The organism is Providencia sp. wls1916 (assembly GCF_009706585.1).
GTDB classification, from domain to species: Bacteria; Pseudomonadota; Gammaproteobacteria; order Enterobacterales; family Enterobacteriaceae; genus Providencia; species Providencia lanzhouensis.
Genome location: NZ_WLUL01000022.1, coordinates 30784 through 55623 on the forward strand (window position 1 = coordinate 30784; position 24840 = coordinate 55623).

The 24840-nt window shown below is 43.2% G+C and carries 23 protein-coding genes; 4 read left to right on the forward strand and 19 right to left on the reverse strand.

All coding sequences use genetic code 11. From position 1 onward, the window contains the following. Positions 1–5 precede the first annotated feature (5 nt). The 15 genes from tolR to sdhC form a co-directional block, all read right to left on the reverse strand. Entirely contained in the window at positions 6–428 is a 423-nt protein-coding gene (gene tolR / locus GKR61_RS15800) for a colicin uptake protein TolR (RefSeq protein ID WP_036947778.1), read from the reverse strand. A gap of 18 nt (positions 429–446) precedes the next feature. Further along, entirely contained in the window at positions 447–1130 is a 684-nt protein-coding gene (gene tolQ / locus GKR61_RS15805) for a Tol-Pal system protein TolQ (RefSeq protein ID WP_036947783.1), read from the reverse strand. After that, positions 1127–1522 (reverse strand): tol-pal system-associated acyl-CoA thioesterase, encoded by a 396-nt coding sequence (ybgC, locus tag GKR61_RS15810; RefSeq protein ID WP_036947785.1) that lies wholly within the window; start codon positions 1520–1522, stop codon positions 1127–1129. Before ybgC ends, tolQ begins: the two co-directional genes overlap by 4 nt. A 135-nt stretch (positions 1523–1657) precedes the next feature. Beyond that, positions 1658–1945, reverse strand: coding sequence for a cyd operon protein YbgE (ybgE, locus tag GKR61_RS15815; protein WP_036947787.1), 288 nt, complete (start codon positions 1943–1945; stop codon positions 1658–1660). A 5-nt stretch (positions 1946–1950) separates the two neighbouring features. Beyond that, positions 1951–2073: a cytochrome bd-I oxidase subunit CydX gene (cydX, locus tag GKR61_RS15820; RefSeq protein ID WP_006660445.1), complete on the reverse strand. Its 123-nt coding sequence runs from the start codon at positions 2071–2073 to the stop codon at positions 1951–1953. Positions 2074–2085: 12 nt separating this feature from the next. Next, on the reverse strand, positions 2086–3225 hold the full coding sequence (gene cydB, locus GKR61_RS15825; protein WP_036947789.1) for a cytochrome d ubiquinol oxidase subunit II: 1140 nt from the start codon (positions 3223–3225) through the stop codon (positions 2086–2088). A gap of 14 nt (positions 3226–3239) precedes the next feature. Then, complete coding sequence (cydA, locus tag GKR61_RS15830; RefSeq protein WP_154639896.1) at positions 3240–4808, reverse strand: cytochrome ubiquinol oxidase subunit I; 1569 nt, start codon at positions 4806–4808, stop codon at positions 3240–3242. Positions 4809–5636: 828 nt separating this feature from the next. Further along, positions 5637–6509 (reverse strand): succinate--CoA ligase subunit alpha, encoded by an 873-nt coding sequence (sucD, locus tag GKR61_RS15835; protein WP_036947794.1) that lies wholly within the window; start codon positions 6507–6509, stop codon positions 5637–5639. Further along, positions 6509–7675 carry an ADP-forming succinate--CoA ligase subunit beta gene (gene sucC / locus GKR61_RS15840; protein WP_006660449.1) on the reverse strand — a complete coding sequence of 389 codons (1167 nt, stop codon included), beginning with the start codon at positions 7673–7675 and terminating at the stop codon, positions 6509–6511. Before sucC ends, sucD begins: the two co-directional genes overlap by 1 nt. Before the next feature lie 132 nt (positions 7676–7807). Beyond that, positions 7808–9016 carry a 2-oxoglutarate dehydrogenase complex dihydrolipoyllysine-residue succinyltransferase gene (gene odhB, locus GKR61_RS15845; RefSeq protein ID WP_036947796.1) on the reverse strand — a complete coding sequence of 403 codons (1209 nt, stop codon included), beginning with the start codon at positions 9014–9016 and terminating at the stop codon, positions 7808–7810. Between the two features lie 14 nt (positions 9017–9030). Continuing rightward, positions 9031–11838 carry a 2-oxoglutarate dehydrogenase E1 component gene (gene sucA / locus GKR61_RS15850; protein ID WP_108479382.1) on the reverse strand — a complete coding sequence of 936 codons (2808 nt, stop codon included), beginning with the start codon at positions 11836–11838 and terminating at the stop codon, positions 9031–9033. A gap of 378 nt (positions 11839–12216) precedes the next feature. Further along, entirely contained in the window at positions 12217–12933 is a 717-nt protein-coding gene (locus GKR61_RS15855; protein WP_036947808.1) for a succinate dehydrogenase iron-sulfur subunit, read from the reverse strand. A gap of 35 nt (positions 12934–12968) precedes the next feature. Further along, on the reverse strand, positions 12969–14735 hold the full coding sequence (gene sdhA / locus GKR61_RS15860) for a succinate dehydrogenase flavoprotein subunit (RefSeq protein ID WP_108479381.1): 1767 nt from the start codon (positions 14733–14735) through the stop codon (positions 12969–12971). Position 14736: 1 nt separating this feature from the next. Continuing rightward, positions 14737–15081: a succinate dehydrogenase membrane anchor subunit gene (sdhD, locus tag GKR61_RS15865; RefSeq protein ID WP_036947812.1), complete on the reverse strand. Its 345-nt coding sequence runs from the start codon at positions 15079–15081 to the stop codon at positions 14737–14739. Next, entirely contained in the window at positions 15075–15464 is a 390-nt protein-coding gene (gene sdhC, locus GKR61_RS15870) for a succinate dehydrogenase cytochrome b556 subunit (RefSeq protein ID WP_004909059.1), read from the reverse strand. Before sdhC ends, sdhD begins: the two co-directional genes overlap by 7 nt. A gap of 652 nt (positions 15465–16116) precedes the next feature. Here sdhC and GKR61_RS15875 point away from each other — a divergent pair. After that, positions 16117–17403: a citrate synthase gene (locus GKR61_RS15875; protein ID WP_036947815.1), complete on the forward strand. Its 1287-nt coding sequence runs from the start codon at positions 16117–16119 to the stop codon at positions 17401–17403. A gap of 68 nt (positions 17404–17471) precedes the next feature. On the opposite strand, the gene GKR61_RS15880 is transcribed toward GKR61_RS15875, so the two are convergent. Beyond that, on the reverse strand, positions 17472–18248 hold the full coding sequence (locus GKR61_RS15880; RefSeq protein WP_108479380.1) for an AraC family transcriptional regulator: 777 nt from the start codon (positions 18246–18248) through the stop codon (positions 17472–17474). Positions 18249–18358: 110 nt separating this feature from the next. On the opposite strand from GKR61_RS15880, the gene GKR61_RS15885 reads away from it, so the two are divergent. Further along, on the forward strand, positions 18359–19483 hold the full coding sequence (locus GKR61_RS15885; protein ID WP_036947818.1) for a multidrug effflux MFS transporter: 1125 nt from the start codon (positions 18359–18361) through the stop codon (positions 19481–19483). Between the two features lie 185 nt (positions 19484–19668). On the opposite strand, the gene GKR61_RS15890 is transcribed toward GKR61_RS15885, so the two are convergent. The 3 genes from GKR61_RS15890 to GKR61_RS15900 form a co-directional block, all read right to left on the reverse strand. Then, a complete protein-coding gene (locus tag GKR61_RS15890) occupies positions 19669–20412 on the reverse strand; it encodes a type 2 GTP cyclohydrolase I (RefSeq protein ID WP_036947820.1) in 744 nt (247 codons plus the stop codon). Positions 20413–20605: 193 nt separating this feature from the next. Beyond that, positions 20606–22102 carry a C69 family dipeptidase gene (locus GKR61_RS15895; protein ID WP_154600184.1) on the reverse strand — a complete coding sequence of 499 codons (1497 nt, stop codon included), beginning with the start codon at positions 22100–22102 and terminating at the stop codon, positions 20606–20608. A gap of 280 nt (positions 22103–22382) precedes the next feature. Then, the gene (locus GKR61_RS15900) at positions 22383–22589 is read right to left on the reverse strand and encodes a YbfA family protein (RefSeq protein WP_036947824.1); all 207 of its coding nucleotides are present in this window, start codon (positions 22587–22589) and stop codon (positions 22383–22385) included. Between the two features lie 451 nt (positions 22590–23040). Between GKR61_RS15900 and kdpF the strand changes: the two genes are divergently transcribed. Both kdpF and kdpA read left to right on the forward strand, forming a co-directional pair. Continuing rightward, entirely contained in the window at positions 23041–23130 is a 90-nt protein-coding gene (gene kdpF, locus GKR61_RS17985; protein WP_071524944.1) for a K(+)-transporting ATPase subunit F, read from the forward strand. Position 23131: 1 nt separating this feature from the next. Next, the gene (kdpA, locus tag GKR61_RS15910) at positions 23132–24835 is read left to right on the forward strand and encodes a potassium-transporting ATPase subunit KdpA (RefSeq protein WP_036947830.1); all 1704 of its coding nucleotides are present in this window, start codon (positions 23132–23134) and stop codon (positions 24833–24835) included. Positions 24836–24840: the final 5 nt, after the last annotated feature.

A 24840-nucleotide genomic window follows, 5' to 3' on the forward strand; every position in this document is an offset into this window, starting at 1 on the left:
GCAAATTAAATAGGTTGAGTCATCAAACCAACAGATTTGATCCCAGCACCATGTAACATGTTCAGCGCCTTAATGACTTCGTCATAAGGAACTTCTTTCGCACCACCAATTAGGAAAATCGTTTTCGGATTTTTTTCTAACTGCTCTTTTGCGACTGCTGAAATTTGTTCAGGTGGCAGTAACTCCATGCGCTCACCATCGACCAATAAATTATATTGATCAACACCCGCCACTTCTAAAATGACGGGCGGATTATCACTGGATGAGACGGTTTGGGTATCTGTTGCATCCGGCAAATCAACTTCCACGCTCTGAGAGATAATGGGTGCAGTTGCCATGAAAATCAGCAAAAGCACCAACAATACGTCCAGTAATGGAACAATGTTGATTTCGGATTTTAGCTCACGTCTGCGACTATTGCGCGCCATTCGCTTTTTCTCCCCGTCTTATTTCTTATCAGCAGAGAATGCTTGACGATGCAGGATAGCTAGGAATTCTTCCATAAAGTTATCGTAGCTTTGCTCAAGTTTATTCACACGTAAATTTAAGCGGTTGTACGCCATAACAGCTGGAATTGCAGCAAATAGACCGATTGCTGTTGCGATCAGAGCTTCCGCAATACCCGGAGCAACCATTTGTAATGTTGCTTGTTTTACCGCACCCAGTGCGATAAAAGCATGCATGATCCCCCAAACGGTACCAAACAGACCAATATAAGGGCTAATTGATCCTACGGTACCTAAAAATGGGATATGCGATTCAACGGATTCCAACTCACGATTCATCGAAATGCGCATAGCACGAGATGCACCAGTAACTACCGCATCAGGCGCATGAATATTAGCTTGATGTAAGCGAACAAACTCTTTGAAGCCAGAGTAAAAAATTTGTTCTGCACCACCTAATGCATCACGGCGAGCTTGGCTTTCTTTATATAATCGGGACAGCTCGATACCTGACCAGAATTTATCTTCAAATGCTTCCGCTTCGCGCGTGGCGGCATTTAAAACTTTTGTTCTCTGGATAATAATCGCCCACGATGCAATAGAAAAACCGATCAAAACGAACATAATCAGCTGAACCAATAGGCTCGCTTTTAGGAATAAATCCAAGATATTCATGTCAGTCACTGCTTAAACTCCGCGACAATAGACTTAGGAAGCGCTTTCGGCTTCATTTTAGATGTGTCCACACAAGCAATTAGGGCTGTCGCCCCACAAAGCAAGTTACCTTGCAAATCAACTAACCTTTGCTGAAAGAGTAAAGAAGCGCGTTTTATTTCAACGACTTCCGTTTCTACTTCCAGCAGGTCATCTAACCGAGCGCCCTTAATAAAGTCAATGGTCATACTACGGACGACAAAACCAAGGTTCTCAGCGAGTAAACTTTGTTGGTTAATACCTTTATTCCGCAACATTTCTGTTCTTGCCCGCTCAAAAAAAGCCAGATAACGTGCATGATATACAACTCCCCCCGCATCTGTATCTTCATAATACACGCGGACAGGCCAGCGAAATAACATAAAAAAACCACTCCGTCTTAGGTTAAATTAATTAACGGTGTCACTATACGCAAGACAGTGCCGCTTTGGAATCACTTTGCAGGTAAAGATATCAAAAATAATTGCGGGTCGCATGACCCACAATCTGAATTTAGATTAACTAAAGACTTTTACAAGTCCCCAGATAAGAATGATGGCGGCAGGTAATGGGTGGAACAGCACTCGCCACATCAATTTATTGGGTAGGAAACCCACTCCAAAAATGATGGCGCTGCAAGTTGCCCATATCATGAGAAGACCTTGCCAGATTGGAAATGCACTGGTATTGGCTGCAAACAGGGAAGGATCCCACATTACTGCGCCAGCGGTTACTAAAGCTAATATAAGGATAAGGGCCCTTATCGGGCCCTTTCCTAATAGCTGATAGGATTTATCCATCAGCATACTATTTACTCACCATCTTTAGCTGTTTTAGCTTCTTTTGCACTTTCAGAGTGCTCAAGGGCTAATGCTGCAATCACTGCAAAACTACAAGCTAACAGAGTGCCGAGGATCCAGGCGAAATACCACATATGTTATGCTCCTTAATACAGTGAATGCTTGTTGCTTTCGATAAAGTTTTTGTCCAAACGGCCAAACATTTTGTAGTAACACCAAGCGGTGTAACACAGAATAATTGGAACAAAAATGATAGCAACCACAGTCATAACTTGCAGAGTGAACAGGCTAGATGTCGCATCCCACATGGTCAAGCTTGCATTTGGCATGATGCTTGAAGGCATGACGAACGGGAACATTGCAACACCACATGTCAAGATAATGCAAGCGATAGTCAATGATGAGAACAGGAACGCCCAACCATTTTTATCTGCTTTAGTTGCAATCATCGTTAACAGTGGTAATGCCAGACCCAGACCAGGTAAAGCCCACAGGATTGGATACGTATTAAAGTTAGTTAACCATGCACCAGAAACAACTTCTACAGTTTTGTTCAGTGGGTTAGACGGGCTTAATGTATCAATCGTTGAAGTCACAACATAACCATCGATACCCATCACTAACCATACGCCAGCACCAGCAAAAGCAGCTAAAGTGATAAACGCACAGATGTAAGTTGCTTTACGGGTACGTAAGTGCAGTTCGCCAGTTGTACGCATTTGCAGATAAGTTGCACCTTGGGTAACAATCATCATTAAACCGACAACGCCAGCTAACAGACCGTATGGGTTCAGCAGACCAAACAGGTTACCGGTATAAGTCAGATACTGCTGGTTATCGATTTGTAGTGGAACACCCAGTAACAGGTTACCAAACGCAACACCGATAACTAACGGAGGCACGAAACCACCGATGAACAGACCCCAGTCCCACATGCTACGCCATTTTGGGTTCTCCAGTTTAGAACGGTAGTCGAAACCAACCGGACGGAAGAACAATGCAGCTAATACCAAAATCATAGCGACATAGAAGCCAGAGAATGAAGCAGCATAAACCTGAGGCCATGCAGCGAACATCGCACCACCCGCAGTGATTAACCAAACTTGGTTACCATCCCAGTGCGGTGCAACAGCATTAATCATAACGCGGCGTTCAGTATCTGTTTTACCTAAGATAGGTAATAAGAAGCCTACGCCCATGTCAAAGCCATCCGTGACGGCAAATCCAATCAGCAGTACGCCGATAAGGATCCACCACACAAATCGAAGAACTTCATAATCAAACATAAGTGGACTCCTGTTTACTGAACGTCGTGTGCTGAACTATTTTTCTGTTCAAAATGGTAACGACCGGTTTTCAGGCTGCTAGGTCCTTTGCGAGCGAATTTGAACATTAAGAACATTTCGGCAATCAAGAACAGTGTATACAGACCACAGATCAGAGCCATAGAGAAGATCAGGTCTTGTGGGGTTAAGTTAGAGTGTGCGACCGAAACCGGTAACACTTCACCAATTGCCCACGGTTGACGACCATACTCAGCCACGAACCAGCCTGATTCAATAGCAATCCATGGTAATGGAATACCAAACAGAGCCAGACGAAGCAGCAGTTTGCTCTTACCAATACGGTTACGAACAACTGACAGGAATGCCCAACCGATGATTAACAGTAACGCGAAGCCAACTGCAACCATGATACGGAATGCCCAGAACAGTGGTGCAACATTAGGAATACTGTCTTTAACCGCTTTCTGAATTTGTTCTTCTGTCGCATCAACAACGTTTGGTGTGTATTGTTTTAACAGAAGACCATAGCCAAGGTCTTTTTTACTTGCTTCGAATGCAGCACGCAGTTCTGGGCTCTTATCACCAGCTAACAGCTGTTGTAATTGACCATAAGAAACCATACCGTTACGGATACGGACTTCGTGTTGCTTCATCAGATCTTTCAGACCTAATACTGGCGTGTCGATAGAACGCGTTGCAATAATACCCATCGCCCATGGAATTGAGATAGAGAATGTATTCTCTTGTTTCTCATTGCTTGGGAATGCGATTAGGTTAAATGCAGCTGGAGGCGCATGGGTTTCCCACTCTGCTTCAACAGCGGCCAGCTTCGTTTTCTGCACGTCACCCATTTCGTAACCTGATTCATCACCAAGAACGATAACAGAGAGAACAGCAGCCACACCAAAGCTTGCAGCAATTGCAAAAGAGCGCTTAGCGAATGCCAAGTCACGACCTTTAAGCATGTAGTAAGAGCTGATACCCAGAATGAACATGGCACCAGTACAATAACCAGCAGCAACTGTGTGAACGAATTTAACTTGCGCAACTGGGTTCAGGACTAGCTCAGAGAAGCTAACCATTTCCATACGCATTGTTTCGTAGTTGAAGTCTGCAGCGATAGGGTTTTGCATCCAACCGTTCGCAACCAGAATCCACAGCGCAGAGAAGTTAGAACCTAAAGCAACTAACCAAGTCACCGCAAGGTGCTGAGTTTTGCTTAAACGATCCCAACCGAAGAAGAATAAACCAACAAAGGTAGATTCTAAGAAGAATGCCATCAGACCTTCGATTGCCAGAGGCGCACCGAAGATATCTCCAACATAGTGGGCGTAGTATGACCAGTTAGTCCCGAATTGGAACTCCATAGTCAGACCAGTCGCCACACCCAGAGCGAAGTTAATACCAAATAACTTGCCCCAGAACTTAGTCATATCTTTATAAATTTGTTTACCAGACAGCACATATACCGTCTCCATAATCGCAAGCAAAAACGCCATACCGAGCGTTAATGGAACGAACAGGAAGTGATACATCGCAGTTAAGGCAAACTGTAATCGTGACAGTTCGACAATATCAAACATCTTGACTCCTTGCTCCTAGCAGGAAGACACCGACTTGCGGCAACCCAGCTTCCAGTGTTAAACGGGAAAGCCTCTTAACTACCAGCAAAAAATGCCTCAAAACAACAAATAATTAACAAAAGTAAAAGAAAAAACCTACCATAATAATAGTACGCCTATCTTCACATACAATAAACTTCTTTTACGTGATTCAGATTTGAATTCTGAAGTTATATCAATAATTATACCCTTTAATAGAAAAATGAGTATTTGATCGAGCACCAATTTAAGCAATTTGGGCAAATAAAGCTAGTGGTAATAAATTGATTTACGTCAATTTTTTCTCACTTGTTAATTGCTCTCGACCCGATTCAAATAATAGTTAGACAGTTGTTAACTATCTGTTATTTTAATTGATATAGGTTTTTTTACTTTTTTAATAAGATTAAAACAAAATGATAACTTTTGTTTTTCTCAATCTAAAAAAGAATGCTTATTTATAATAGCAGCCCATTTCTAAATTATTACTTTATTTATTAATAAAGATAATTATCGTAAAAAAAGCCCTATATTCAGTTAATCAAAATAATCTAAAAATAAAAAAATTGATCTAATATCAAATTAGACCATTTCCCATTTTGTGCTATTTCATATTCAATAATAAACTTACCCAAAACGTACTATTTATGCTGACTTATTTTGGTATTACTCACTAAAAACCCTACATTTTAAGCTTTTAGTAGAAATTACATGAAATAAGTACAGTTATTAGCCATAAAAAAACCCGCGCTTCCTAGAAAGCACGGGCTTCGTCTCTTACGTGATACGAGCTATAAGCTCATATTGCGCTTATTTGTTTAGCATAGACTTCACAGCATCGCCGATATCAGCCAAGCTACGTACAGTTTTCACGCCAGCGGCTTCTAAAGCAGCAAATTTCTCGTCAGCAGTACCTTTACCACCAGCGATAATTGCACCAGCATGTCCCATACGCTTACCTTTAGGTGCAGTTACACCCGCGATATAGCCAACAACTGGCTTAGTGACGTGCTCTTTGATGTATGCAGCCGCTTCTTCTTCCGCGTTACCACCGATTTCACCGATCATCACGATCGCTTCAGTTTGTGGGTCTTCTTGGAATAATTTCAGGATATCGATAAAGTTTGAACCAGGAATTGGGTCACCACCGATACCAACGCAAGTTGATTGACCTAAACCTGCATCCGTTGTTTGTTTTACCGCTTCATAAGTCAGTGTACCTGAACGTGAAACGATACCAACTTTACCTGGCATATGAATGTGGCCAGGTTGGATACCGATTTTGCACTCGCCCGGAGTGATAACACCTGGGCAGTTAGGGCCAATCATACGAACGCCAGCTTCGTCTAATTTCACTTTAACAGTCAGCATATCCAGTGTTGGAATACCTTCTGTGATAGTGATGATCAGTTTGATGCCTGCATCAATCGCTTCAAGGATAGAATCCTTACAAAATGGTGCTGGTACGTAGATAACAGATGCTGTTGCACCGGTTGCTTCTACTGCTTCACGCACAGTGTTAAATACCGGCAAACCTAGGTGAGTTGTACCACCTTTACCTGGCGTTACACCGCCAACCATTTTTGTACCGTAAGCAATAGCTTGTTCGGAGTGGAAAGTACCTTGACCGCCAGTGAATCCTTGGCAAATTACTTTGGTGTTTTTATCGATTAAAATAGACATTATTTAGCCTCCGCCGCTGCTACTGCTTTCTTAGCTGCATCTGTCAGGCTGTTTGCAGCGATAATATTTAAGCCGCTGTCTGCCAGTTTTTTCGCACCTAACTCTGCATTGTTACCTTCTAAACGTACAACTACTGGTACATTCACGCCAACTTCTTCTACTGCACCAATGATGCCGTCTGCAATCAGGTCACAGCGAACGATACCACCAAAAATGTTTACGAATACAGCTTTAACGCTCTTATCCGAAAGAATAATTTTAAACGCTTCAGTTACGCGTTCTTTGGTTGCACCGCCACCAACGTCAAGGAAGTTAGCTGGCGCACCGCCGTGCAGTTTAACGATATCCATGGTACCCATTGCAAGGCCCGCACCGTTAACCATACAGCCGATATTACCATCCAGAGCAACGTAGTTAAGTTCCCACTTAGCCGCTTGAGCTTCACGTGCATCTTCTTGAGATGGATCGTGCATTTCACGCATTTCAGCTTGACGATACAGAGCGTTGCTATCCACGCCTAATTTACCATCTAAGCAAACTAAATCGCCTTCAGTATTGATAACTAATGGGTTAACTTCGATCAGCGCTAAATCACGCTCTAAGAACATGGTTGCTAAGCCCATGAAGATTTTAGCGAATTGGCTAACTTGTTTACCCGTTAAGCCTAATTTGAATGCCAGTTCACGACCTTGATATGGCATTGGGCCAGTCAGCGGATCGATAACGGCTTTGTGGATCAGTTCTGGTGTTTCTTCAGCAACTTTTTCAATTTCAACGCCGCCTTCAGTTGAAGCCATGAATACAACGCGACGTGTACCACGGTCCACGACTGCACCTAAATACAGTTCTTTAGCGATGTCAGTCGCGCTTTCAACCAAAATTTGGTTAACCGGCTGACCATTTGCATCAGTTTGGTAAGTAACCAGATTCTTACCTAACCATTTTTCAGCAAATTCACGGATGTCATTGATATCTTTTGTAACTTTTACGCCGCCAGCTTTACCGCGTCCACCTGCGTGAACTTGGCATTTGATAACCCATGGACCATTACCGATTTTTTTCGCCGCAGCTACTGCTTCTTCTACTGATGAACAGGCATAACCAGTTGGTGCTGGTAAACCATAGCGTGTAAAAAGCTGTTTTGCCTGATACTCGTGTAAATTCATGATGTTCTATCCATAATTGAGTCTGGAGGAGCGTTTATCGCCCCTTGCAATTGTTACAGATTTAGCAGCCAGCAAACTGGCTGCATCGGTTACCTCAGACCGGACAGGTTGTCCCCCTGCCCTGTTATGTTTCTATACGTCTAGCAGTAAACGAGTTGGATCTTCCAACATATCTTTGATAGCCACTAAGAAGCCAACTGATTCACGACCATCGATTAAACGGTGGTCATAAGACAGCGCTAAATACATCATTGGAAGAATTTCTACCTTACCATTAACTGCCATTGGGCGGTCTTTGATGGCATGCATGCCTAAGATTGCGCTTTGTGGTGGGTTAATGATTGGAGTAGACATCAGAGAACCGAACACACCACCGTTAGTAATAGTGAAGTTACCGCCACTTAAATCTTCAACAGTTAATTTACCGTCGCGACCTTTGACAGCCAGCTCTTTAATATTTTTCTCGATATCAGCCATGCTCATTGCATCCACATCACGCAGAACTGGGGTTACCAGGCCACGCGGTGTTGATACCGCAATACTGATATCGAAATAGTTATGGTAAACCACGTCCGAACCATCGATAGAAGCGTTCACTTCTGGATAGCGCTTCAGTGCTTCAACCGCCGCCTTAATGTAGAAAGACATAAAGCCTAAACGTACACCGTGACGTTTTTCAAATGCTTCACCGTACTGTGCACGCAGGTCTTTAATAGGCTGCATGTTGATTTCGTTGAAGGTTGTTAACATCGCCGTGCTGTTTTTCGCTTCCAACAGACGCTCTGCAATACGTTTACGCAGGCGAGTCATCGGAACACGTTTTTCACTACGGTGAGCTAATGGTGCTTGAGCTGCAGCTGGTGCTTGAGCCGCAGGTGCCGCAGCTGGTTTAGCTGCTAAATGTTTTTCAACATCTTCACGAGTCAGACGACCGCCAACACCAGTCCCTTTGATATCCGCAGGGTTCAGGTTATGCTCAGCGACCAGACGACGAATCGCTGGGCTCAGCGCATCATTACTTTCTTCTTCTAAGCTCGCCGTTTGACGTGCTGCTGGTGCAGGTGCTGCTTCTTTAACTTCAGCAGGGATACCTGTGCTATCGCCTAAACGAATGCGACCTAGTAACTGTTTAGATAAAACAGTTGCGCCTTCTTCTTCAATAATGGCTTCCAGAACACCTGCTTCACTTGCAGGAACTTCAAGAACAACTTTGTCTGTTTCGATCTCAACCAGAACTTCGTCACGCTGAACACTGTCACCTGGTTTTTTATGCCATGTGGCAACCGCTGCATCAGCGACGGATTCAGGAAGATCGGGAACAAGAATTTCTACGCTACTCATTTTCTATCCTTTAATTATGCAATGTTCAAAGCGTCATTAACCAGGGCCGCTTGTTGTTCCTGGTGAACGGAGGTATAACCAACTGCTGGAGAAGAAGAAGCTGCTCGACCCGCATAGCGTAAAGTTGCGCCTGCTGGGATAGCTTCATGGAAATTGTGCTGGCTGCAATACCAAGCACCTTGGTTTAGTGGCTCTTCTTGGCACCAAACGAAATCTTTCACATGAGCGTACTGAGCGAATACTTTTTGGATATCTTCGCGTGGGAACGGATACAGCTGTTCAATACGCACGATAGCCACATCTTTTTGCTCTTTCTTACGACGTTGTTCTAATAAATCGTAATAAACTTTACCGGAACACATAACGACGCGTTTCACATCTTTCGGATTAATTTCATCAATTTCACCGATAACTGGTTGGAATGAACCATTCGCCAGCTCATCCATGCTAGAAACTGCTAATGGATGACGTAACAGTGACTTAGGTGACATAACAATCAGAGGACGACGCATATCGCGCAGTGCTTGACGGCGTAACATGTGATAAACCTGGGCTGGTGTTGATGGCACACACACTTGCATGTTTTGATCTGCACACAGTTGCAGGTAACGCTCTAAACGTGCAGATGAGTGCTCTGGACCCTGACCTTCATAACCATGAGGCAGTAGCATAACCAGACCACACATACGACCCCATTTTTGCTCACCAGAGCTAATGAATTGGTCGATAACAACTTGCGCACAGTTAGCAAAGTCACCGAACTGAGCTTCCCAAATAGTCAGCGCGCGCGGTTCAGTTGTTGCATAGCCATACTCAAATGCCAATACTGCGTTTTCAGTCAGAACAGAGTCCCAAACGTTGAATACGCCTTGGCCGCTATGAACATTTTGCAGAGGTACGTAAACAGAGCCATTAGTTTGGTTGTGAACAACTGCATGACGGTGGAAGAACGTACCACGCCCCGCATCTTCACCAGATAAACGGATTGGAATACCTTCATCAACTAACGTACCGTAAGCCAGAGTTTCTGCCGCACCCCAATCAAGTAATTTTTCGCCTTTCGCCATTTCAGCGCGGTCAGAATAAATTTTCTCAACACGAGATTGCGCAACGATACCTTCAGGGATCGTGCTCAGCTTAGTCGCTAACTCAGTTAAACGTTTAATATCGTAGTTAGATTTGTATTGCTCATTCCACTCATGATTTAAGTACGGTTCCCAAGTGTAAGAATGCAGCCCCATTTCACGATATTCTTCAACAACACAGTCACCACGATCTAACGCGTCACGATACAGGTTAACCATTTCAGTGACTTCATTCGCAGAAACCACGCCAGCTTCGATTAAACGATCTGCGTAGATTTTACGTGGGGTTGGGTGCTGTTTAATTTTTTGGTACATGATTGGCTGAGTTGCACTTGGCTCATCAGCTTCGTTATGTCCATGACGGCGGTAGCACACTAAGTCGATCATCACATCGCGCTTAAAGGTGTTACGGAAATCTAAGGCTAAGCGAGTCACGAATGCAACCGCTTCAGGGTCATCAGCATTAACGTGGAAAATAGGCGCCTGCACCATTTTCACGATATCAGTACAGTATTCTGTTGAACGCGTGTCTTTCGGGTTTGAGGTTGTGAAACCAACTTGGTTGTTGATAACGATACGCATGGTACCGCCAACTTCATAACCACGAGCCTGAGACATGTTCAGGGTTTCTTGTACAACACCTTGACCAGTTACTGCTGAGTCACCGTGAATGGTGATTGGCAGAACCATATTACTACGACCTTCGTCCAGACGGTCACGGCGAGCACGTACAGAACCGATAACCACTGGGCTTACGATTTCTAAGTGTGATGGGTTAAATGCCAGTGCTAAGTGAACACGGGAACCCGCCGTTTCGAAATCAGAAGAGAAACCTTGGTGATATTTAACGTCACCTGCGCTTGAATGGTCTTTATGCTTACCAGCAAATTCATCAAATAATTCGGCTGGTTTTTTACCCAGAATGTTGATCAGGACGTTTAGGCGGCCACGGTGCGCCATACCAAGCACCACTTCACGAGTGTCTTGTTTGCCTGCATGATGGATAAGATCCTTCAGCATTGGGATCAGTGCATCGCCACCTTCTAAAGAGAAACGTTTTGCACCTGGGAATTTTGCACCAAGGTAACGCTCAAGACCTTCTGCTGCTGTTAATTCAGCTAAGAAGCGACGTTTTTCTTCTTTAGAAAATTGCTGCGCAACATTCACAGACTCTAAACGTTGTTGGATCCAACGTTTTTCTTCTGTGTTAGTAATGTGCATATATTCCGCACCAATGGAACCGCAATAGATGCGTTTCAGGTGGTCATATAGTTCGCTGAGTTTCATGGTTTCTTTGCCAATTGCAAATGAACCCACGTTGAAAGTTTCGTCGAAATCTTCTTTGGTTAGGTTATGGAATGTAGGGTCCAGATCTGGAACGGCTTCGCGTTTCCAAAGTCCTAACGGGTCGAGATTTGCATTTTGATGTCCGCGGAAGCGGAAGGCATTGATGAGCTGCAAAACTTTAACTTGTTTTGCGTCGATCGTTGGATCGCTAACAGAGGTGTGGTAACGGGTAGAATCTTTTGCTAAGCGACGGAAGTAGTCTCGTGCTTGCGAATGTAATTGCTCACCGCTATTACCCGCTCCAGGTAGTTGCTGGAAGATTTCTCTCCATTCGACATCTACGGAATTAGGGTCAGTCAGATAATCTTCATAGAGCTGTTCTATATAAGACTGGTTCGCGCCTGCCAGAAAGCTTGAATCCAGCCAGTCCTTCATTACGCCGTTCTGCATTGTGATCCCTTAAGCTTTATAAGCTTTAGTTTTCGCCGTGGTTAACTAATCGCCGCATTTAAGCGACCTCGATAAAGGTTCTCTTGGACGTGCTTTTTGCATGTTCTCACTTTGGGAGTCCCTCTTATCAATTAAGGGTTTCCCTTTTAAGGAACCTTTAAAAACTGTCTACGGTTTTTAAAGGTTCCTTGCTTTCGCAAGTGTCTTCATCTTGTTTTGCAGTTGGCTTTTTACTTTCACTTTTTGACTTTTTACTTTACGTTTCAGTGATTCAATTTAAGACTTATACTTACTTTACGCTTATTTTTTACTTTAAGTACGTATTTTGTGCTATCCAAATTTAGCCTACGGCACCTAAGCGCCGCAGGCTGTATCGATTTAGGCGCTATGTTTCAATAACATAGACTTAATGTGACCGATAGCTTTCGTTGGATTTAGTCCTTTAGGGCATACATTGACACAATTCATGATGCTATGACAGCGGAAAACACTAAAAGCGTCGTTCAGATCATCTAATCGTGAATCTGTTTCAGTATCGCGACTGTCAATTAAGAATCTATAGGCAGCGAGCAGACCTGCAGGACCGATAAATTTGTCCGGATTCCACCAGAAAGATGGGCATGAAGTTGAACAGCATGCACACAGAATACACTCGTAAAGACCATCAAGTTTTTCACGTTGTTCTGGTAGCTGTAAGTTTTCGCGCGCCGGCGGATTCTTATTATCATTAAGAAGATACGGACGAATTTTTTCATATTGAGTATAAAATTGCGTCATGTCGATGATCAGGTCACGAATCACTGGCAGACCGGGCAATGGACGGATCACAATTTTTTTACCACTACGGGTTAAAGCAGACAATGGCGTAATACAAGCCAGTCCGTTTTTACCGTTCATGTTCAGACCATCAGAACCACATACACCTTCACGGCAAGAACGACGGAATGAGAGTGTTGGATCTTGTTCTTTTAACTGAATTAACGCATCCAGCAGCATCATGTCACGCCCTTCTTTCACTTCAAGGGTGTAATCTTGCATACGTGGCGCATTGTCTACATCAGGATTGTAGCGATAAATCGAAAATTCTAGTTTCATAGTTTATTTCTCCGCAACTGGATTAACACCACGCATTAATAAGTACGAATCTTCGGTGGGAAGGCTTCACGCAACTTAGGTTGCATGTTCACTTCACGACGAGTCATCGTTTCAGATTGCGGTAGATATAATGAGTGACATAACCAATTTGCATCATCACGATCTGGGAAGTCAAAGCGACTGTGAGCACCACGGCTCTCTGTACGGAAGTTTGCAGCTTGTGCAGTTGCATAAGCAGTTTCCATCAGGTTATCCAGCTCTAAACATTCGATACGTTGGGTATTGAACTCAGTTGAAGTGTCATCCAGACGCGCATTTTTCAGACGTTCACGGATTTCTTTCAGTTCTTCTAAGCCCTTCGCCATTGCATCCCCTTCACGGAATACGGAGAAGTTGTTCTGCATACAAGATTGCAGCGCTTTACGGATATCAGTTGGATCTTCACCCGTACGCGCATTTTCCCAACGATTGAAACGAGCCATTGCTGCATCGATGTCTGATTCAGACGCATCACGCATTGGACCTTGTTCCATGATGGATTCATTTAAGTGTAAGCCAGCAGAACGACCAAAAACTACGAGGTCAAGTAGGGAGTTACCACCTAAACGGTTAGCGCCGTGTACAGATACACAAGCAATCTCACCCACAGCAAACAGACCCGGAATCACTTCGTCTTCGCCTTTTTCGTTATAGCGAATTGCTTGACCCGTCACTTTAGTTGGAATACCACCCATCATATAGTGACAAGTTGGGATAACTGGGATTGGCTCTTTAACTGGGTCAACGTGAGCAAAAGTACGAGATAATTCAAGGATACCCGGTAAGCGAGATTCCAGAACATCTTTTCCTAAGTGGTCCAGTTTCAGTTTCGCGTGTGGACCCCATGGGCCATCACAACCACGGCCCTCACGAATTTCAATCATGATTGAACGTGCAACAACATCACGACCAGCAAGGTCTTTCGCGTTTGGTGCATAACGTTCCATGAAACGCTCGCCATCTTTATTCAGCAGGTAACCACCTTCACCACGACAGCCTTCTGTGACCAGAACACCTGCGCCAGCGATACCCGTTGGGTGGAACTGCCACATTTCCATATCTTGTAATGGAACGCCAGCACGTACGGCCATACCAACACCGTCACCCGTATTGATGTGTGCGTTAGTGGTGGATTGGTAAATACGACCTGCACCGCCAGTTGCTAAGATGGTTGCTTTCGCTTTGAAGTAAACCAGCTCGCCCGTTTCCATACAGATTGCAGTACAACCTACGATATCGCCATCTTGGTTTTTCACTAAATCCAGTGCATACCATTCAGAGAAAATCGTAGTGTGGTTTTTTAAGTTTTGCTGATACAAAGTATGTAACAGTGCGTGACCAGTACGGTCAGCTGCCGCAGCAGTACGTGCCGCTTGCTCGCCACCGAAATTCTTAGACTGACCACCGAATGGACGTTGATAAATACGTCCATCATCAAGGCGAGAGAAAGGCAATCCCATATGTTCTAATTCAAGGATAGCTTCCGGTCCTGTTTTACACATGTATTCGATAGCGTCTTGGTCACCGATATAGTCGGAACCTTTAACGGTGTCGTACATGTGCCATTCCCAGTTGTCAGGGTGTGTGTTACCAAGTGCAACAGTGATACCACCTTGCGCTGACACAGTATGAGAACGAGTTGGAAAAACTTTAGATAACAAAGCACAAGATAGGCCTTGTTGAGAAATTTGTAGTGCTGCGCGCATACCTGCACCGCCCGCACCGATAACGATAGCGTCAAACTCTCTGATTGGCAGATTCATTTTATGCACCCCACACAACAATTGTTCCGTAAATTAAGTAAGCCAGTAAACCAACCACAATGGCCAGTTGCAGCACTAAGCGAATCGCCAGCGGCTTAACATAGTCAGTCAGTACTTGCCACATACCAATCCAGGCATGCACAAGAATTGAGAACAATGTGAGGATGGTGAATACTTTGGTCACAGAGGAGGCAAAGAAGCCACGCCATACTTCATAGGTAATATCATTAATTGCTACGAAGCCAACAATGTAGAGTACGTAGAGGACGATAACGATCGCCGAACCACGGATTAGCAGCCAGTCCTGGATACCAGTACGGCCTAAAGCTGATGCATTACTTACCATACTAAGATCCCCGCCAGAATTGCCAGAATTACAGTAATTACGAATGTAATTTTTGCGGATGAGTTGCCCGCAGCAAGGGTTTCATCAACACAACCGAAATCCATCAGCATATGACGAATACCACCACAAATGTGGTACGCCAGCGCTGTTAAGATCCCCCAAAGAATGAACTTGGCAAAAAAGCCAGTCATTATTTCAGACGCGTATTGAAAACCTTCTGGAGAGGAGAGAGAAGTCCCTAGCAACCAAAGCAGAATACCAACTGCGATGAGAGTAATGACGCCAGAGACACGGTGCAAGATCGACGATATTGCAGTAATCGGAAAGTGAATCGTCTGCAAATCAAGGTTGACAGGTCTTTGTTTTTTCACAATTTTGCCCACACAGCTCTTTATTATTTTCCATCCTCCGGACCTGGGGTGGAAATCAGACAGCGACAGGGGTACAAAATGCAACTTAACACAAACTTTAATCCATCATGTTTGAATAAAGTTGCATACTGATCACGCTGGGAACTCCTACTCAGGGTAATCCGGAGACCTGGCGCCAGTATAAAGTCTTCACATTGCTATTACAATTCCCACACAAAAGGTTTGGAGACATTTAGCCCGAACAGTGAGAAGGATCACGATTTAAACATTTTATATAAATGTGCTTATCTTATTTGACAATGATTCAACATTTATCTTACATATATGCCTGACAGATTTATCTGAATACGTTACGGATGACCCAGGGTCGTGTAGTAATGTGAATGAGTATGCAAGTATAAACAAAAGTTATGAAAGTTGTTTCCCTTACCACAAATAATGATATTGTAGAGAAAACAACAAAAAAAGAACATAACGCCCTATACACTCGCAAACAACCTAACCACATTGTTATCGGTATTGATATTGGTTGCCGGATTTCAAGGTTTTATGTGATATCCCGCTGATTTTCTCAACACACCGATAGAACAATGCTCAAAGACGCAGTATAACGCTGAGTTCTGGGTTGTTGAGTGTGGATTATCAAGCGCTAAGGAGACCGTAAATGGCTGATAACAAAGCTAAGATAATGACTGGAAGTAAAGGTGATTTCGAACTAGACATCCTAAGCCCAACCATTGGCCAAGATGTTATCGATGTACGAGCTTTAGGTTCTAAAGGGTTCTTCACATACGACCCCGGTTTTACTTCTACCGCATCCTGTGAGTCAAAAATTACCTATATCGATGGTGATAAAGGCGTTCTACTCCACCGTGGTTTCCCAATTGATCAACTCGCCACTCAAGCCTCATACCTTGAAGTCTGTTATATCCTGTTATACGGCGAAGCACCAACCCAAGAACAGTACAATACATTTAAAAATACGGTGACCCGCCACACCATGATCCATGAGCAAATCACTCGTATGCTTAATGGATTCCGTCGTGACTCTCACCCAATGGCAGTTCTGTGTGGGGTAACAGGTGCTCTAGCAGCATTCTACCACGATGCATTAGACGTTAATAACCCTCGCCACCGTGAAATCACCGCTTACCGTCTGCTGTCTAAAATGCCGACCGTTGCAGCGATGTGTTATAAATACTCTATTGGTCAACCTTTTGTTTATCCTCGTAATGATTTATCTTACGCGGGTAACTTCTTGCACATGATGTTCTCTACACCATGTGAAGAATATGTGGTTAACCCAGTACTTGAGCGCGCAATGGACAGAATTTTGATCCTACACGCTGACCACGAACAAAACGCATCAACCTCAACAGTCCGTACCGCTGGTTCTTCCGGTGCTAACCCATTTGCGTGTATTGCAGCAGGTATCGCGTCTCTGTGGGGACCTGCTCATGGTGGCGCTAACGAAGCATGCCTACGTATGCTTGAAGAGATTCAAACTGTTGAGCACATCCCAGCATTTATCGAACGTGCAAAAGATAAAAACGACTCTTTCCGCTTAATGGGCTTCGGTCACCGTGTTTATAAAAACCATGACCCACGCGCTACCGTTATGCGTGAAACTTGCCATGAAGTACTGAACGAGCTGGGTTTAAATGATAGCCTGCTTGAAGTGGCCATGGAATTAGAACGTATCGCACTGAACGACCCGTACTTCATTGAGAAGAAACTGTACCCTAACGTTGACTTCTACTCAGGTATCATCCTGAAAGCAATGGGGATTCCATCTTCAATGTTTACTGTTATCTTCGCGATTGCACGTACCATTGGTTGGATTGCACATTGGAACGAAATGCACGATGAAGGTCTGAAAATTGCGCGTCCTCGCCAACTGTATACTGGCTACGACAGACGTGAATTCAGTTCTGAGTTAGACAAAAAATAATTTAACTCACTCATCACTAAAGCCTCGAAGATTCGGGGCTTTTAAATGTCTAACATTCTATATTTATTCTATTTTTTTAGTCTTGATTCACCGCTGTATTCCCGCGGTGTCATCCCGCTCATTTTGCGGAAAAAACTAATAAATGCGCTGTCACTGGCTAAACCTAACTCTTGAGTAATAAATCCATAGCTTTTCTCCTGTGCTAATAACTCTATCCCTTTGATAAACCGCCATTGTTGTCGCCACGCCTGATAACTCATTCCTGTCTCTTTTAGAAAAACTCGAGTAATCGTTTTCTCACTGGCACCAACCGTTTGAGCTAATTGATTTAGAGGCGGAGGAAGTCGCTCTAGGTCAAGGGACTTAAAACGCCGGTCTTGAGGTAAAGAAAGTAGCGTAGGTTCCTTTGTTGCACATTGTAATTCATCAATAAAAACAGGAAGTAACCTTGCTAGTCTCCCTTCTCGCCAGTCACTCTCAAAAGGCGCCACCGCGATGCGTTCCAACAGTTCTCGAAGCAAAGGAGAGATACTTAAAATAGACACCTGATCAGAGATTTGCTCTGCATATTCTTGGCTTAGGTAAACAGACCGATACCCTACCGAAGCTCGCATTTGTGCTCGATGCTGTGTAAATGGTGGGATCCACGCGACTCTCCCTGGCGGTAGTAACGAAATTTCATTCTGTAAGCTAATGCGAATACAGCCTTGTTGTGTAAATAATAACTGCCCCATTTCATGGGTATGCGCTCCTGAATCATGTTGCCCCATTTGGGCTGCAATCCCCAATACGGGGGTATCATACCAGTGAGTTTGAAACTCATCCGTCTGTAATAACCACGCCATAAATGTCTCTTTTTTGATATTTATTGTCTTTATTATTGTAATAAGACAAATAAAAAGCCACTAAACTTTGCGCCATTCCACACACATTGAAAATAAATAGGTAAATCAATATGGAGCGCGTACTTTCATTATCTTTAGCAATAGCGCTGATGATGTTTCCGCAAATTGTCGAAACCCTATATAGCCCTGCGTTAACAGATATTGCGGCTGCATTTCAGGTGAATGCCGAGCAAGCCTCTCAAACACTTTCGCTGTATTTCTTTTCTTTCGCTTTTGGTGTCGTATTTTGGGGCAGAATGTGTGATGTGATTGGTCGTCGTCCCACTATTTTGCTTGGGTTATTTCTGTATGGAATTGCCTCTGTAAGCACACTTTTTGTCTCACATTTCTATGGGTTACTGTTACTGCGTATGTTATCTGCGTTTGGCGCTGCGGTAGGTTCTATTGGCACACAAACCATGATGCGTGACAGTTTTCAAGGTCATACGTTAGCCAAAGTTTTCTCTGTGATGGGTATCGCCTTAGCGATAAGCCCCGCGCTTGGGATGATTTTCGGTGCCAGCTTAGTTTGGCTAGGTAGTTACCGAGCCGTTTTTATGGGTTTGGCTCTTTTAGCCGCCATACTTTTGTTATGGTCATGTTATAAGCTTCCTGAGACCAAACCACAGAACGTGATCAAAACCCCATTTTTAACCACGTTTTTACACATGTTAGGGGATAAACGAATTTTCCAAAATGTGATGTTGATTGCATTTTTCAACATTAATTTATTCAGTTACTATCAGCTTGGACCTTTCATTTTTGAGCAATTAGCGTTCAACCAACAACAATTTGGTCTAACTGGAATTCTGTTAGCGTTTGGTGTTGGTCTCGGTTCGCTGATCAATCGCACATTATTGACGAAAAAGTGGTCACCCGAAAAGCTCGTTAAACTGGCAAGTGGCGTTTCTTTAATCAGCGGCGGCTTAGTTTATCTATTACAAGGTCATATTGGGTTTGTGCTACCAATAATGGGCATTGTGGTGGGATATGGGATCGCAATCCCGAATATTTTGGCGCACGCTCTGGATCATTATCAAGACAGAAAAGGCACCGCCGGCGCAATTTTAGGTTTGTTTTACTATTTAGGATTAGCTCTCGGATTAATGGCCGCCGGCGAGGTTCAAAACCTAGGATTAGTGCTTATCACTTCAAGCTTAATTCTGGTTTTAGTGGCTTTAAAATACCGGACTTAAATCAAACTTAAATTTGATATTTAACGGAAAAAAATCAAATTATCTTTATTACATAGCTATTTTCTAAATAGTTCGCGTTGTAGCTAGGCGGCAAATGAGCTAATCCCTAGGAGCATACAAAAGTATGTGACTAGGGTTAGTGAGTGAAGCCAACAACGCTACAGCGCGAAATATGACGAAAAAAATTAGGCGGGGTTATCGATATCGATGAAGGTAGCATTTACCTCATGATTATCATTCAACCACTCCGTCAACGCCTTAATCCCATAACGCTCTGTTGCGTGGTGCCCTGCGCTGTAGAAATGGATCCCCATTTCTCTTGCGATATGAATAGTTTGTTCTGACACTTCCCCTGTCACAAAGGCATCTACACCAAACTCCGCCGCTTGCATAATAAAGCCCTGACCACCGCCAGTACACCATGCAATTTGACGAATTTCTTCTTTGGCGTTGTCGCCACAATGCAATACTTTGCGCCCTAAGCGTGTTTCTAAACGTTGGGTTAATTCCGCTGGGGTAATGGGTTGGTCGAAAAAGCCAAATGGCATCAGTGGCTCAATGTTGCCATTGACTTGCACGCCCATAATATGAGCCAGTTGCACATTGTTGCCTAATACTGGGTGAGCATCTAATGGTAGGTGATAACCGTACAGGTTAATGTCATTCGCCAGTAACGTTTTTAGGCGATTTCTTTTCATGCCTTTGATAATGGCCGGTTCGTTTTTCCAAAAGTAGCCATGATGCACAATCACAGCATCGGCATTGAGTCTGACCGCTTCATCCAATAATGCTTGGCAAGCCGTCACGCCTGTCACGATTTTTTTAACGTGGGGGCGACCCTCTACTTGTAATCCATTTGGAGCATAGTCTTGGATTTCACTGACTTTCAGCTCGTCGTTAATCAGTTCTTCTAACTTAAAATTATGCATAATCGTGTCCTTTATCTACTGAATTCCTACATATTCGTATTCAATTAGCATAAACGTAAATGACATTTTTTTCTGCTGTATTTATTGGCAAACTCACACAAGCTGAAGAATTCAGTTAAATTTGAAAGAGAGAGAATTAAACAAAAGGCTCCCCACTGAGAGCCTTTTTTAGTTTACAGAATTGCGACTATTTTTAGTCTTTCTTAGATTTATTCGCAAAGAAAATATCAGATTGAATATCTTCAGTTCGAATAGTGAAAAGTTGGTTAGTTAAATCCTCAGTTAACTTCTCGGCGCTTGCCATCACATCCAAATTAAATTTGTTAAGCATTTTATTGGCGGCGGCTTTATCTGTTTTCGCCATTTTTAAATAATTCACTTCCATAGCTTTTTGCTCTAACGCCGTTTTCGCTTCCCACTCTTGATAGGCTTTTTTAACAATAGGCGCCAATTTAGGGTAGTCCGTCATCACTAATGTTTGTAACTTACGGTATTTCCAATAAATAGAATCGCTGTCTGCCTTGTCTGTCCCAATACCATAATGTTTTGGATAAGCTTCTAACCCACTATAGAAAGGAACAAACGCGGTCAAATCAGCCATTCCTAGACCAACATATGTCACTTCACCAATTTCTTGCGGTAGCTCCGGACGTACTTGCATCACATGAGCCTCGTAGGTTCTAAACACACTGATTGGTCGCCATGGCTCTTTTCCATTTAAGCCGTTGGTATACGGATCATGCTCCGTGCCTTCAAAGTGATTACGTAGCATGGCTTTCGCTTCTTCGACAGACACTTTTTTCTCTGGAGTTAAGAAAGGCGCAAAATTTCGACCATCTGCAATATCTTGTTTTAACGACGGATTAAACTGCTGCTGAATGATCCAAACTCGTGGGTCGTTATAATCACGATCACGCTCATCATCACGCGTATAGGCTTTAGAGAAATTGAATGCGCCATCTTTAGCAGGGTTGTATAAACCCTTTTCTACTGCAAATTCAACGAGGTTTTTAGAACCAAGCATATCGGGATTATTCACCTCAAATGCTTGTAAACGCCCCTGATTACCCGTTGCAAAATATTTATCTTTTGCAATTTTTTGAGCCATCCATTGATGCCCCGTCCCTGTTTCTAAATACCACAGTTCATTTTTATCGACGACAGCAACACCAAAACCTTCACCAGCACCTTGGGTTTCAATAATATCACCTAAAAGCTCCACCGCTTCACGGGCTGTTTTTGCACGAGAAAGAAGTACATCTGGAATATCATCTTCGGTAATTCCCGTTTCTTCAACATAGGGATCAAACGCTAATGCTTTAGGAGAAGCAAATATAGATTCGGTACCACTAACTCCTACACCTAATTCATTAAATCCAGTTGCACCATGTAATTGTGTTTTCCAATTTGGCACAGTTGTATATCGTAATGAATTTTTTGGTAATGGGTAGGTGAAATTATTAGCACCATTATGTTCTTTTGTACTGTATATTCCGGATTGATTTTTCTTTGCTGGATGTATTACAAAATGCTGAGCCTTTAATGCACTGCTGTCAGCGCTTCTCGCGATAATTAGCGAGCCATCATTCGTGGCTTCACTGCCTGCAAGTAGCGTGGTACAGGCCAACCCCGATGATATTAATGCGATATTAATTGACAATGCAATAACACATTTTTTAAATAGAATCATGATATTCCTCATTTGCTATTTATAATTAAATATCTTTTGGATTTTAATAAAATAAAATCTAATTTTATTGGGAATGGATATTAGCAATGAGATAAAGACAATTACCGTGATTCACTTCTCAGTGTCAAATAAGTTAATTTATTTAAATTTCAAATTAAATAACATGGCTTTAATTTAAATAACATTGAAGTATAGGAATTAATTATTATGATTTTTATATAAAAAAATCCCCACAATTAAATTATTGTAGGGATATCTTTTTAGTGAATTGAATCACTGATTAACGATGGCTTTCCATCGTCATTTCCGAGCTAGCCAACCATACAGGTTTATCGCTCGTTTTAGCCCAGACTTTATGCAGGTAGCTATAAAATCTTGCTCTTTTTGGGTAAAAAACCATAACCGGAAACGCAATAATGCCAGCTGTTACAGCAGCAGTGCGGCGTAAAAGTACCTGATTACGGGAATATTCTTGATATGTGGACATCGATATCCTCCTTCAGTAGCCACTTAATTTTGCCGATTCCAGTCTTGCTCTTTACTTCTATTTTACTTAATTCACATTTAACTCAATTCGCATTGAACGTAAATCATCAAAGAGGCACTAAAATCGAACACCAAGGTTAATCTTCATTAACGGAATCTATAATAGCGCAATTTGTGTAATTAAACTACTCATCTGACCACTTAAATATAAAATAAATTAACTTTTTGACTCAGTTTCGTTGCTTTATTACAAAATGTAGCAAGATACCGTATAAAACAAACAAATAAATTACATTTAATTAACACACTATACTTAGAGAATCCCTCTATCATCACGAGGCGATTTTAATTGGGCATTTTTATACTATTTTTACACCCCACCTTGTTTTTTTATCAGCTTCTTTACAAGCAAATGCCTAACCTAGCGCAATGGAAATAATAAGGAGATAACAATGTCGCTACTTTCCATTTCTGGGGCAGTTCTTGTTGTTGTACTGCTGGTTTATCTGATTTATGCCCTGCTCAACGCGGAGAATTTCTGATATGGCCACCTATGCGTTTTTATTGATCGCCAGTTTTTTACTGGTTCTGATGCTGTTAGCAAAACCACTCGGCAACTTTATTGCTTATCTGATTGATGGTGATATGCCGCGTGCTATTGCCAAAAGTGAATCCGTATTTTGGCGATTAAGCGGCATCAAACAAGTGGGGCGCGATCTCCCTGAGATGAATTACTGGCAATATGCCATCGCCATTTTGCTATTTAACCTGCTAGGTTTTGGCTTACTATTCGTCATTTTAATGTGCCAAGGCTCGTTACCACTCAACCCTCAGCATTATCCGGGAATGAGCTGGGACTTAGCTTTTAATACAGCAATTAGTTTTGTTGCCAATACCAACTGGCAATCTTATAGCGGGGAAAATACCCTAAGCTATCTGAGCCAAATGGTCGGGTTAACCGTACAGAACTTCCTTTCGGCAGCGACAGGGATAGCCGTCGTGTTTGCACTTATCCGTGCATTTTCACGCCACGGTAGCAAAACGATTGGTAATGCTTGGGTTGATTTAGCGCGTATCACGCTGTATCTCCTGCTGCCATTAGCCATTATTTTTGCGTTATTCTTTGTCAGCCAAGGGGTTATTCAAAACTTCTCCCCTTATGTTTTGAGTAACAACCTTGATAGTGCGCCGCAACTGTTACCAATGGGGCCTGTTGCCTCCCAAGAAGCCATCAAATTATTAGGGACCAATGGTGGCGGATTCTTTGGGGCTAACTCATCTCACCCATTTGAAAACCCAACGGCATTAAGCAACTTTGTTCAAATGCTGGCTATCTTCCTTATTCCAACGGCACTTTGCTTTGCTTTTGGTCGTACCGTTTGTGATAACAAGCAAGGTCACGCCCTGTTATGGGCAATGGCGATTATTTTCGTGATTGCCGCCGCCGTTGTGATCCATGAAGAATATGTCGGCAACCCATTCTTAGGGGAGCTACACGCTAGCAGCACAGCCAACCTTGAAGGAAAAGAAAGCCGCTTTGGCACATTAGGATCTGCGTTATACGCCGTCGTCACCACCGCGGCATCTTGTGGTGCTGTGAACTCAATGCACGATTCTTACACTGCATTAGGTGGCATGGTTCCTATGTGGCTGATGCAAATTGGTGAAGTTGTCTTTGGTGGAGTCGGTTCAGGTTTATACGGCATGTTGCTGTTTGTTTTACTTGCCGTGTTCTTAGCGGGATTGATGATTGGTCGTACTCCTGAATACCTCGGTAAAAAAATCGAAGTACGTGAAATGAAAATGGTGGCACTGGCAATTCTTGTTACGCCAACTTTAGTGCTACTTGGTACCACTATTTCACTGATGACCGAAGCAGGACGTGCCGGCATTCTTAACCCTGGCGCTCACGGATTTAGCGAAGTGTTATACGCTTTCTCATCCGCAGCCAACAACAACGGCAGTGCATTTGCAGGATTAAGCGCGAACACGCCGTATTACAACGTGATGCTGGCATTAGCCATGTTCCTCGGACGTTTCGGTGTGATTTTCCCTGTATTAGCTATCGCAGGCTCTATGGCAGTGAAAAAACCACAAGCGGCTAGCCTTGCGACATTGCCGACACACGGTCCACTGTTTATCGGTTTATTAATCATGACAGTTCTTCTCATTGGTGCGCTGACTTTTGTCCCTGCGCTTGCGTTAGGGCCAATCGCGGAACATCTGCAAATTTGGTTAGCGGCATAATGAGG